Origin of the sequence: Janthinobacterium sp. DSP2-3-3 (assembly GCF_049897325.1) — a bacterium.
In the GTDB taxonomy this organism is placed as follows: domain Bacteria; phylum Pseudomonadota; class Gammaproteobacteria; order Burkholderiales; family Burkholderiaceae_D; genus Janthinobacterium.
On sequence record NZ_JAFCWA010000001.1, the window covers coordinates 376,449 to 388,625 of the forward strand.

10 protein-coding genes are annotated in these 12,177 nt (G+C 61.5%); 3 read left to right on the forward strand and 7 right to left on the reverse strand.

All coding sequences use genetic code 11. The features are described 5' to 3' along the window. Positions 1-14 precede the first annotated feature (14 nt). From ACP7DE_RS01880 to ACP7DE_RS01895, 4 genes are all read right to left on the reverse strand, one after another. On the reverse strand, positions 15-1,013 hold the full coding sequence (locus ACP7DE_RS01880) for a beta-ketoacyl-ACP synthase III (protein WP_426070489.1): 999 nt from the start codon (positions 1,011-1,013) through the stop codon (positions 15-17). A 15-nt stretch (positions 1,014-1,028) separates the two neighbouring features. Further along, the gene (gene plsX / locus ACP7DE_RS01885) at positions 1,029-2,096 is read right to left on the reverse strand and encodes a phosphate acyltransferase PlsX (RefSeq protein ID WP_426070490.1); all 1,068 of its coding nucleotides are present in this window, start codon (positions 2,094-2,096) and stop codon (positions 1,029-1,031) included. 210 nt (positions 2,097-2,306) lie between these two features. Next, positions 2,307-2,489 carry a 50S ribosomal protein L32 gene (gene rpmF, locus ACP7DE_RS01890; protein ID WP_010399517.1) on the reverse strand — a complete coding sequence of 61 codons (183 nt, stop codon included), beginning with the start codon at positions 2,487-2,489 and terminating at the stop codon, positions 2,307-2,309. 200 nt (positions 2,490-2,689) lie between these two features. Beyond that, a complete protein-coding gene (locus tag ACP7DE_RS01895) occupies positions 2,690-3,187 on the reverse strand; it encodes a YceD family protein (RefSeq protein ID WP_426070867.1) in 498 nt (165 codons plus the stop codon). Positions 3,188-3,421: 234 nt separating this feature from the next. Between ACP7DE_RS01895 and ACP7DE_RS01900 the strand changes: the two genes are divergently transcribed. Next, entirely contained in the window at positions 3,422-4,030 is a 609-nt protein-coding gene (locus ACP7DE_RS01900) for a Maf-like protein (RefSeq protein WP_426070491.1), read from the forward strand. Between the two features lie 18 nt (positions 4,031-4,048). Continuing rightward, positions 4,049-4,798, forward strand: coding sequence for an SAM-dependent methyltransferase (locus ACP7DE_RS01905; protein ID WP_426070492.1), 750 nt, complete (start codon positions 4,049-4,051; stop codon positions 4,796-4,798). Positions 4,799-4,978: 180 nt separating this feature from the next. Here the strand turns inward: ACP7DE_RS01905 and ACP7DE_RS01910 are convergent, their stop codons facing one another. Then, a complete protein-coding gene (locus ACP7DE_RS01910; RefSeq protein WP_426070493.1) occupies positions 4,979-5,896 on the reverse strand; it encodes a 23S rRNA (adenine(2030)-N(6))-methyltransferase RlmJ in 918 nt (305 codons plus the stop codon). A 278-nt stretch (positions 5,897-6,174) separates the two neighbouring features. Here ACP7DE_RS01910 and ACP7DE_RS01915 point away from each other — a divergent pair, with 278 nt between their 5' ends. After that, positions 6,175-6,603 carry a thioredoxin family protein gene (locus ACP7DE_RS01915; protein ID WP_426070494.1) on the forward strand — a complete coding sequence of 143 codons (429 nt, stop codon included), beginning with the start codon at positions 6,175-6,177 and terminating at the stop codon, positions 6,601-6,603. Positions 6,604-6,734: 131 nt separating this feature from the next. Here the strand turns inward: ACP7DE_RS01915 and ACP7DE_RS01920 are convergent, their stop codons facing one another. Then, on the reverse strand, positions 6,735-9,008 hold the full coding sequence (locus tag ACP7DE_RS01920) for a molybdopterin cofactor-binding domain-containing protein (protein WP_426070495.1): 2,274 nt from the start codon (positions 9,006-9,008) through the stop codon (positions 6,735-6,737). Between the two features lie 9 nt (positions 9,009-9,017). Continuing rightward, positions 9,018-12,143 carry an EAL domain-containing protein gene (locus tag ACP7DE_RS01925; protein WP_426070496.1) on the reverse strand — a complete coding sequence of 1,042 codons (3,126 nt, stop codon included), beginning with the start codon at positions 12,141-12,143 and terminating at the stop codon, positions 9,018-9,020. Positions 12,144-12,177 lie beyond the last annotated feature (34 nt).

A 12,177-nucleotide genomic window follows, 5' to 3' on the forward strand; every position in this document is an offset into this window, starting at 1 on the left:
ATAGTGTTGCGGGATTACATGCGCGCCAGCACGGCGCCCCAGGTAAAGCCGCCGCCCACGCCTTCCATCATGACGTTATCGCCCTTTTTGACGCGGCCGTCGCGCACGGCGATGTCCAGCGCCAGCGGGATCGAAGCCGCCGAGGTGTTGCCATGCTGGTCGACGGTGACGACCATCTTGTTCAGCGGCAAGCCGAGTTTCTTGGCCGTGCTATTCATGATGCGGATATTCGCCTGGTGCGGGATCAGCCAGTCGATCTGGTCCGCCGTCATGTTGGCGTGCGCCAATGCTTCGTGCGCGACTTTTTCCAGCACGGACACGGCCAGCTTGAACACGGCCGGGCCATCCATGTACAGGAAGGCGCTACCTGCCAGCGCGCCGCCAGCCACGCTGCCCGGCACGCTGAGGATGTTCGAGTGGCGGCCGTCCGCGTGCAGCTTGGTAGCCAGGATGCCTGGCTCCTTGGAGGCCGTCATGACGATGGCGCCGGCGCCGTCACCGAACAGCACGCAGGTGCCGCGGTCATCGAAATTGAGGATGCGCGAAAACACTTCGGCGCCGATCACCAGCACATTCTTGTGCATGCCTGATTGAATAAAACTATCGGCCGTGGCGACTGCATACACGAAGCCGCTGCAGACGGCTTGCACATCGACGGCGGCGCAGTTATTCGTGATGCCCAGCTTGCTCTGCACGATGCAGGCGGTGCTGGGAAAGCTGCCAAAGAAATCGGGGGTCGAGCTGGCGACGATGATCAGGTCCAGGTCATTGCCGTTCAGGCCCGCCATTTCCAGGGCTTTTTTGGCCGCTTCCACGCCCAGGTCCGAGGAGTTTTGCGACGGCGCCGCGTAATGGCGCGCCGAAATGCCGCTGCGCGAGACGATCCATTCATCCGACGTCTCGATGCCCTTGGCGGCGAGCTGTTCAGTCAAGTCCTGGTTGGTGACGCGCCTCTCGGGCAAATAGCTGCCAGTGCCGATGATTTTGCTGTAAGTTTTGCTAAAAACAGTCATGCAAGTACCCGTCCACTAAATGGTAGAGCTTGTTGATGTAGGTTCGTCCGGTATTGGCGTGCGCGGCATCAGCTCGGCGATCAGGCTGGCCAAGTGCGCTTGCACGTCATTTTTTGCCGCATCAAAGGCACGGCGCAAGGCCCATTCAAACGAATAGGCATCGGCGCTGCCATGGCTCTTGAAGACGAGGCCACGCAAGCCCAACAGGCTGGCGCCGTTATAACGCGAAGGATTCAAACGGTTGCCGATGGCTTTCAGGGCCCCGCGGGCAATCAGCGCGCCCAGCATGGTCAAGGCATTGCGCTTGAATTCGGAAGTGAGCACGTCTTTCATGAGGCGCGCCAGGCCTTCGATGGCTTTCAGGGTGACATTGCCGACAAAACCGTCGCAAACGACGATATCGGTGGTGCCCTTGAAGATATCATTGCCTTCCACGTTGCCGTAGAAGTTCAGCGCGCCACGCTCGTGGTCAGCCTGCAGCAGCTTCGAGGTGAGTTTCACCACTTCATTGCCCTTGATATCTTCCGTGCCCACGTTCAGCAAGCCGATCGTCGGGCGTTCGATGCCTTCCATGGCGGAAACAAGCACGGAGCCCATGATGGCGAACTGGTGCAAGTGATGCGGTTCGCAATCGACGTTGGCACCCAGGTCCAGCATGTAGGTCGGGCCGTTCTTTTGATTCGGCAAGATGCTGCAAATGGCCGGGCGATCGACGCCGGACATGGTTTTCAATACATAGCGCGACACGGCCATCAGGGCTGCCGTATTGCCGGCAGAAACGGAAGCTTGCGCAGCGCCGCTCTTCACCTGTTCGATGGCCACGCGCATGGAGGAATCCTTCTTGCGGCGCAGGGCCACTTCCAAGGGGTCGTCCATGGTAACTTGTTCGGAGGCATGCAATACCGACAGGCGCGGGTGCGTATCGGCTTTATGTTTCTTCAGTTCGGCACGGATCACGTCTTCCAATCCAACAAGGATCAGTTCGGCTTCAGGCTCATGTTTTACGAAGGAAATTGCTGCGGGGATAGTGACTGAGGGACCATGATCTCCGCCCATGCAGTCGATAGAAATTTTGATTGTCATTTGTGTTGATTCAATACCGCTGCGGGCGTGCGGCAAGATGTGAATCGGACTGGAGCATATGCAGGGCGCAGCATGTCATGCACAGACCTGGACAGCGTGATTCAAAATGACGGGTATGCAAGATGAATTGCAGCCGATAAAAAAGAAGAAGCGGCGCCACGCCGAATAACCACGCAACACCGCTTTCATCTTACCCAACAAAAACGTCGATTACTCGTCGTTTTTGGTCTTCAACACTTTGCGGCCACGATAGAAGCCGTTAGGGCTGATATGGTGACGCAGATGTGTTTCGCCGGTAACTGGCTCGACGCTCAATTGCGGCGCGACCAGGAAGTCGTGCGAACGGTGCATGCCGCGCTTGGAAGGGGTTTTCTTGTTCTGTTGAACTGCCATGATGACTCCTAATACATAAGTTCTAAAATTTTAGCACAATCGATTGGCAAATACATGCGAATCGAGTATCCCAGCGGCAAAGACTACCCGAAAATAGCCCGGACCGACATCGTTTATTACACTACATTTCACTACACTTGCCATACTCGATTACTACACGCGTTTGACACGTTCCTTGATTGGGGAGAACCCCTTACTACTTATTCTTGCTTCAAGTCTTTCAGTGCCGCAAACGGCGATTTCTTTTCACTCTTGAGAGCATCGAGCTGCGCCGTATCGGGGCAGACGTCATGTTTGGGTACCTGCGGCAGGGCCAGCAAGGCTTCATCTTCGATCAGGGCCGCAGCATCCATGCTGCGGCTGCCGACGATCACATCGATCGTCTCATCGCTGATGATTTCTTCGATCTCGTCCGCCTGCTCGTCATCCTTGCCCAGCATCAGAGTAGTCGTCGAATCAATTGCGTAAGCATACGGGGTCAGGCAGCGCTGGCAAACCAGCTGAACGGTGCCGTTGACCGACAAGGTCAGTTGTGGGTAGCCCAGCTTGCTGGTGCCGCCGACGATCTTCCAGGCGATGTCGCCGGAAGCATCTGCACAATCCTTGGTCAACCGGGTCATTTCAGCGACAGGAGTTACACCCTCGCGGCTCCCGCTGATACGACAAAAATCAAAGGCGTCGATCACAAAAGCATTCATTGGTAGAAAATTTCCCCGGAAAACCTGCGATAATAACAGGGTTTTCAGCACCGAGTCAAAGCCTTAGCATCTTTTTGACGACTTGATTGCCGTATTTGTGACAAACTCAGTGACAAACTCATCAACACCGTCATGCCGCATGGGGCCTCAGTTATGGGCTCTGCGCCCTGGAATTTGCGTAAAATTCCCCTGACATCAACCAGCGCGGCCATGCCGGCCGCTATCCATTACCGTATGATACCAACTTCCGCCCCATTGCGCTTGATTCTTGCATCGAGCTCAAGCTACCGCAAGGAACTGCTGGAACGCCTGCGTCTGCCTTTCGAGGTGGCCGTGCCCGATCTCGACGAAAGCCCCCTGCCCGGTGAAAGCCCCAGCGCCACGGCCATGCGCCTGGCCCAGGCCAAGGCGCAGGCAGTGCTCGACCGCTACCCTGGCAGCCTCGTCATCGGCTCCGACCAGGTCGCCACCCTGGATGGCGCGCAGATCGGCAAGCCGGGCAACCACACCAACGCCCTGCTGCAACTGCAAACCATGCGCGGGCGCCAGAGCGTGTTCCATACGGCCCTGTGCCTGCTCGACGGGCGCCACTCACCCGCCGTGGCGCAAGTGGAAGATATCCAGACCCTCGTCACCGTGCGCGACTTGCCCGATGCCGAACTGGATGCCTACCTGCGCATCGAGCAACCGTACGATTGCGCCGGCAGCGCCAAGAACGAAGGCCTGGGCATCGCCCTGCTCGAACGCATCGACAGCGTTGACCCCACCGCCCTCACCGGCTTGCCGCTGATCGCCCTGACGGGCATGCTGCGCAAGGCGGGCGTGGCATTTTTCACCATTTAATTTATCCACAAGAAGAATATGACCGGCACCCTGTACCTGATCCCCAACCACCTTGGCCTGTCCGAAGGCGCAATCGATCCGCTGTCACACATCATTCCAAGCCAAGTGCGGCAGATCACCTCGCAGCTCGATTATTTCGTCGCAGAAAACGCCAAGACGGCGCGCGCCTTCCTGAAATTGATCGGCAACCAGCATCCGCTGGCCAAGCCGTTGCAGGAAATCACCATTTCCGAACTCAACGTGAATACCCCGGCGCAAGCGCTGGCCGGCTTGCTGGCACCCTTGCTGGCGGGACGCGATGCGGGTCTCGTCTCGGAAGCGGGCGTACCCGCAGTGGCCGACCCCGGTGCCGACCTGGTGCGCCTGGCGCATCAGCACGGCATTAAAGTGCGCCCGCTGGTGGGCCCGTCGTCGATCCTGCTGGCCGTAATGGCCAGCGGCTTGAACGGCCAGAGCTTCGCCTTCAACGGCTACCTGCCCACGGATGCAGCCCTGCGCGCCAAGCGCATCAAGGAACTGGAAGTGCGTTCGCGCACTGAAAAGCAGACCCAGTTGTTCATCGAAACGCCCTACCGCAACGCCGCCATGCTCGAAGCGCTGGTGGCGCAATGCGCACCTTCCACGTTAATCTGCGTCGCCACCGACCTCAGCCTGGACACGGAAAGCGTGCAAACGTGGAATGGCGGGCAGTGGAAGAAACAATTGGCGGCAGGCAAGGCGCCCGACTTCCACAAGAAGCCGACAGTGTTCTTGTTGTTGGGACAGTAAACGACAAACGCCACGAACATATTTGCCGTGGCGTTTACTTTGCTCAACTACGATAGTTACGACACCTGACAAAACCGTAGCGAGCGGAAGGGAGAGGTGGCTAAGAAGCGCACCGTACTTTAGTACGGTGAGCATCGCAGGCCGCCTATACCGACGCGCAGTAGGTTTGGTCAGGTATCCTCAGACTCGGCGGGTACCCGTGTTTTTCTGACCGCCCTTGCCCGTTTCCAGCACAAACTTCGCGCCATCGTCGCGGCCCAGCACCTTGACCAGGTAAGGCATGACTTCGCGCAACATCGGCTCCAGCGTGTACGGCGGGTTCAAAATGAACATGCCGCTGCTGTGCAAACCGAAGCCGTCCGGCGACGGCGTATTGACCGTCAGGGTCACGTGCAGCCAGTCCGAGCTAGGCAATTGCTTCAGCTTGTCGGCAAACTGGCGCGATTCCATGCGCTGCAGCACCGGGTACCAGACGGCATAGATGCCTGAAGGGAAGCGCACGAGGGCGTCGGCCAGGGTGTCCTTGACCTTGCGGTAATCCATCTTGTCTTCATACGGCGGGTCGATCAGCACCAGCGCGCGGCGCGATGGCGGCGGCAGCAGGGCTTTCAGGCTCTGGAAGCCGTCGGCCTTGGTGATGAGCACGCGCTTGCCGCGCACGGTCGGACGCTCGCCCTGGGCCAGCGCATGCGCCTCGACCTTGCGGAAGTTGTCAGCCAGAATCTTTGCATCGGCTGGATGCAGCTCGAACAGGCGCAGACGGTCTTGCTCGCGGCTGACCTTGTCGGCGCAGTACGGCGACCCCGGGTAGTAGCGCATCTTGCCGCTCGGATTCATTTCCTTGATCAGCTTCATGTACTCGGCCAGCGAGGCCGGCAAGTCCGTGCGGTCCCACAGAGGCGCGATGCCCGTTTCGTACTCGGCATTTTTCGAGGCATAACCACCGTCGAGCGCATACACGCCCGCGCCGGAGTGGGTATCGATATAACTATAGGCGATATCTTTTTGATTCAGATATTGCAACAACTGAATCTGCACATAATGCTTCAACACATCGGCGTGATTACCCGCGTGAAAGGCGTGGCGGTAACTCAACATAAGCTGGCTAATTCCATAATAAAAATAAACAAAGGCGGGGCTGCGCTGACACCGGGCAGGGCATGAAAACAGACTGGAGGAGTCAGGCTGCGGGGCCAGGAAACAGCATGGACCAGCGTAATCAGCGCGCAATAAGCAGCATTATCCACCAGAAAGGTGCATTACATCAAAAAACACAGCTAAACAAGCTCATGCATTCTCAGGACTGAGGGGGCCGGGCAAGGTAGAATACGCGCATCGGGCACCCCGCGCCCATCCGCCTACTCATATATACAGCCATGCACAGCCTGACCCTCACGACCGATAACCGCGCCGACGTCGCGGCAGCCCTGGCCGGCCCGCGCTGGACGGTGGCTTGCCTGTGCGCGCTGTGGTGCGGCACCTGTGGCAGCTACCGCGCCACGTTCGAGGAACTGGCAGCGCGCCATCCGGATGCCGTGTTCGTCTGGATCGACATCGAAGACCAGGCCGACGTGGTGGGCGACCTCGACATCGACAACTTCCCCACCCTGCTGATCCAGCATGAGGACCATGTCGCCTTCTTCGGCACCGTGCTGCCCGACGGCGGCCTGGCGCACCGCATGGTGCAGGCGCAACAAGCCCTCAGCGGGGATGAACTGGCGACGCTGGCCGGTAGCACGCAGGAGCGGCGCGACTGGCAGCGCGATTGCAATCTGCGTCACTTACTGGCCGCCACCCTGGCCTAGAACACCCGACAAAACCTACTGCGCGTCGCGATTTGCGGCCTCCGATGCTCACTGTGCATCCGCACAGCTCCGCTTCTCAGCCACAACTCACTGCCGCTCGTTACGGTTTTGTTAGGTGTTCTTAATAAACCTTACCCCAGGCGCAGCGGCAGGCTACGCAGCCGTTTCCCCGTCAAACTGAATACGGCGTTGGCCACGGCCGGCGCGATGGGCGGCGTACCGGGCTCGCCCACGCCTTCCGGATGCTCGGCGCTGGCGATGATGATGGTTTCCACCTCGGGCGTTTGCCCCATGCGCAGCACGGGATAGTCGTGGAAATTGCTCTGCTCGACTTTGCCCTCCTTGAAGGTGATCTCGCCGCCCAGCGCCGCAGACAGGCCAAACAGCACGGCCGACTCCATCTGCTGGGCGATGATGTTCGGATTGACGGCGATGCCGCAATCGATGGCGCACACCACGCGCTGCACGCGGATTTCGCCATTTTCCACGGACACTTGCGCCACTTGCGCAACGATGCTGCCAAACGACTGGTGCAGGGCCACGCCATGCGCATGGCCGGGCGGAGGAGTGCCCGCCTTGGCCACCGCCGCATCGAGCACCGCCAGATGACGCGGATGCCTGACCAACATGGCGCGGCGGAAGGCGATACCGTCCTGCCCCGCCGCGTGAGCCAGCTCATCGATAAAACTTTCCTTGAAGAATGCGTTGTGCGAGTGGCCCACCGAGCGCCAGTAACCGATCGGCACGGGGCTGTCGGCGATGACGTGGGCGATGCGCTGGTTGGCGATTTCATACGGCATGTCGAATTCGCCTTCGGCCGTGGTCTTGTCCGGCCCCGCGCCGGGCAAGCCGAAATTGCGTTGCAGAAACTGGTGTGTGATGGAGCCGCTGACGGAGCGATTGTCCCAGGAAGCGATGCGGCCGTGCTCATCGAGGCGTGCCGTAAAACGCGCCAGCGCGGCGGGACGGTACATATCATGCTTTGTGTCCTGCTCGCGCGTCCACACCAGCTGCACCGGCGCACCATCGCACTGCAGCGCGATGGCCACGGCTTGCGCCACCATATCCACTTCCAGGCGGCGGCCGAAACCACCGCCGAGGAGCAGCACCTCGATGGCCACGTCCTTTGCATCGACGCCGGCCACCTTCGCCGCCACATCGATGGCGATGCCGGGCGCCTGCGTCGAGACCCACAGCATCACCTTGCCATCTTTTACCTGCGCGGTGCAGTTGATGGGTTCCATGGCGGCATGCGCCAGGAACGGCGCGCGGTACTCGGCCGTAACCTGCCGCAAACCCTGCGCAACCTTGCCCTCGACCTCGCCGCTGGCGTGGTAGACATGGCCCGCTTCGCTATCCAACAGGCGGGCAAACTCCGCATACACGCCGGCGCTGGACAAATTCGCCTGCGGGCCAGCCTTCCACTGCGTCGGCAAGGCGGCGGCCGCTTGTTTGGCGCGCCACCATGTGTCTGCCACCACGGCGACACAAGAGACGCTGCGCTGCGCCAGGTGCGGCGTCAGGTCCAGCACTTTTGTCACGCCAGGCATGGCCAGGATGGGTGCCGCATCGAACGCGGCCAGGATATCGCCCAGGCGCGGCGGCAAATGCAGGGCCGCGTACAGCATGCCCGGGGGACGCGCATCGATACCGAACCGCGCACTGCCATTCACTTTGGACGGCGTGTCGCGGCGCGGCGCCGGCTGGCCGATCAGTTTGAAATCCTGGGGCAGTTTCAGCACGGGCGTGCCCGGGTCGACACCGGCGGCGCGCTGCGCCAGGCTGGCGTAGCTGGCGCGCCGGCCATCGGGGTGGATCACTGCGCCATCCTGCGTGCGGCATTGCGCAGCTGGCATTTGCCACTGCGCGGCGGCGGCACCCAGCAACATCGCGCGCGCCGACGCCCCCGCCTCGCGCATGGGGCCCCAGCCATCCTTCACGCTCGACGAACCGCCCGTGACGATCACGCCCAGTTCGCGCGCCGCCTTGGCCACCGTCCACTGGGCCAGCGTCTTCATGCGACCCTGGTCGTCCGGGTGGAACGGCAGGCCATCCTTGAGCATGGCCACATTGCCGAAGATCTTATCCATGGGCGCCTGGATCAGCTTGACGCTGGTCAACGGCACGTCGAGTTCCTCGGCCACCAGCATGGGCAAGGCCGTGTGCACGCCCTGCCCCATCTCGCTGCGCGGCATGGCCAGGATCACCATGCCATCTGTGCCTATGGCCAGCCAGCCGTTCAGCGCCACGGCGCCATCCTGGAGCGGCAGCGGCGCGCTGCCCTGCAGGCGCTGGCGCGGCGGCAGCACGCCCCAGCCCAGCACCAGGGCGCCCACGCCGGCCACGCCGAGACCCAGGCCGCCGAGCAGGAAGCGGCGGCGCGACGGGGAAGATTGTACGGCCATGACTGTCCTTTATAGTGGTGAGTGATCGATCCAGCGTTCCAGCATATCCTGTGCCAGTACCGGGCGGCTATAAAAATAACCTTGCGCCAGCTTGCAGCCATGGCGCAGCAGGAAGGCGGCCTGCTCTTCCGTCTCCACGCCTTCGGCAATCACTGACAAGTGCATGCTCTTGCCCAGCTGAATGATGGCAATCGCAATCGCTTCGTCGTTCACGTCCGTCGAGATATCCTTGATGAAGGAGCGGTCGATCTTCAGCGTCTGCACGGGCAGCTGTTTCAAATACGCGAGCGAGGAATAGCCGGTGCCGAAATCATCGATGGCCAGACCCACGCCGATGGCATGCAAATCGTTGATGAAACCGAGCGCGTCGCCCGTGTTCATGATCACCGACTCCGTCACTTCCAGCTGCAGGCGCTGCGGCTCGAGCCCCGTTTCCTGCAAAATATCGGCCACCATGCCGGCGATGCTGCCCCGCTCGAACTGTTTCACCGACAGGTTGACGGCCATTTTCGGCACGTGCAAGCCCTGCGCCTGCCAGCGCATCATCTGGCGGCAGGCTTCATCGAGCACCCATTTGCCCAGCTGGTTGATGAAACCGCTGTCCTCGGCCAGCGGGATGAAGCGCACCGGCGGCACCAGGCCCAATTCCGGGTGGTTCCAGCGCACCAGCGCCTCGACGCCGACCAGGCGGCCCGTGTCGATTTCCACCTGCGGCTGGTAATTGAGGAACATCTCGTTTTTTTCGATCGAACGGCGCAAAAAGGTTTCCAGGCGCAGGCGCTCGACGCCCTCGCCCGTCATCGACGGCGCATAGAAGCGGTAGCCATTGCGCCCGCGCGCCTTGGCCTGGTACATGGCCACGTCGGCATTGCGGATCAACATGTTCAAGTCCAGCGCATCGTCCGGATACAGGCTGATACCCACGCTGCAGGTGACGAACAACTCATGGTCGGCCACCGTGAACGGCTGGTCGAACATGGTCATCAGTTTTTCCGCCACGTGCGTGGCGCCGTATTCACCATCGACGCGCTCGAGCAGCACGATGAACTCGTCGCCGCCCAGGCGCGCCAGCGTGTCGCCTTCGCGCAAGCGGGCCGCCAGCTGGCCGGCCACCTTTTGCAGCAATTCGTCGCCCACATGGTGGCCCAGGGTGTCGTTGACGTTCTTGAAACGGTCCAGGTCGATGAACAGCACGGCCAGCTGCTCCTGCTCGCGCGCGGCGCGCAGCAGGGCGTGCTGCAGGCGGTCGTGGAACAGCAGGCGGTTCGGCAGCGCCGTCAGCGGGTCGTGGTGCGCCATGTGGTCGAGCTTTTCCTGCGACTGCTTGATCAACGTGATATCGCTGAACACGCCCACGTAATGCGTGGTGTCGGCACGCGCGTCGCGCACGGCGCTGATGGTCAGCCACTCCAGGTAAACCTCACCGTTCTTGCGCTGGTGCCAGATTTCGCCGCGCCAGAAACCGCTGGCCTTCAGCTCGTGCCACATGGCTTCGTAAAACGCCGCGTCGTGGCGCGCCGAGCGGTTCAGCGACGAATGCCGACCCAGCGCCTCCGCTTCGCTGTAGCCCGTGATCTGCGTAAAGGCGGGATTGACGGTGACGATGATGCCGCTGGCATCGACCACCATCACGCCGTCGGCGATGTATTCCAGCACGGTGGCCGACAGGCGCAGCTTTTCTTCCGCTTCCTTGCGCGCCGTGATATCGGCATACACCCAGATGCTGCCTTCGTTGGGGCGCAGCGGATCGAGCGCGCAGCCGCTGACCAGCGCCCAGAACAGGCTGCCGTCGCGGCGCTTGTACTGGCGCTCCTCGCTGAAATCACCGCCGGCCGCCAGCGCCGGATACTGGCGCTCGCCCGCCTCTTCGAAGTCATACGACGTCATGAACACGATGGCGGTGGAACTGCCCGTCATTTCAGCATGCCCGTAGCCAAACAGTTCCTCGCAGCGGCGATTCACGGAAATGATGCGCCGGTGGCGCACGAACATCACGCCGAACATCACGTTGTCGAGGATGGCGCTTTGCTCCGTCAGCAACGCCTCGATGCGCATCTCGTGGTGCTTGCGCTGGCTGATGTCGGCAATAATGCCGTCAACCCAGATGACGCCCTGCTCGCCCACCTGCGGCTGGCCATTCTCGGCCACCCAGCGCTCAATGCCGACAGCGTCGACGATGCGGTATTCCAGCGCATACGGCAGCATCTCAAGCACCGCCTGGCGCACGGCGCGGCGATGCTCGCGACGGTCTTCCGGGCAGATCAAGTCGGCCCAGGCGTGCGAGGTGCCACGCATGAACTGGCGCGCCGAATAGCCGGCGATGTCCTCGATGGCATCGCTGACGAAATCGATGGGACCGTCGGGCCGATAGCGGAAGACGGCGCCCGGCACCTGCGTGACGATGGTGCGGAAACGCTCTTCGCGCTGGCCCACATCCTGGAACAACTGGCGGATGGCTGCGCGCATTTGCTCGAGCTGTGCCGTCAGGCGCCCCAGCTCGTCATTGCTGTGCGAGGCCAGCGGCGTGTCAAAATCGCCGTGCGACAGGCGGTCGGAAAAGCGCGTCAGGCGGCGCAGCGGTTTCAACAGGCGGCGGTTCAGGAATAGCACGATCAGCGCCATCGACACGGCCAGCTGCGCGCCCAGCACAAAAATATAGGATATCTGCTTTTCGCGCAGCTCCTGCTGGCTGCGCGCATCGTCCATCTCGACGACGACATGGCCGATGCGTTCGCCGCGCACGAGGATGTCGCGCTCGGCGCGGTACAGATTGCCCACGGGCCGCTGCGGCGCCTGCAGGCTGATGAATTCCGTGTCGCCCTGCCCCAGCACCTTCACCAGCAGCACGGCGCGGTCGCGCATCACCGACTCGACCAGCGAATGGGCCGATTCCGCATTCATGTTCCACAGCGATTCCTGCATGCCCAGTGCGAGGATGTCGGCATTGCGCTGCAAGGCCTCGTTCAGACTGGTGCGCGCCGACTGGCGTTCATGCACGCCGACCAGCAGATAGCTGCCGAAAATGGCGGGAACGACCAGGCCGCCAAACACCACCAGCAGCAAGGCGCCATAGATGGACGAGCCGTACAGCACACGCAGGCTGGCGCGCAGGCGCTGATAGGGTGAATTAAACATGCGGCAACAGGGCGACAGGGATCAGGCGGGCGAT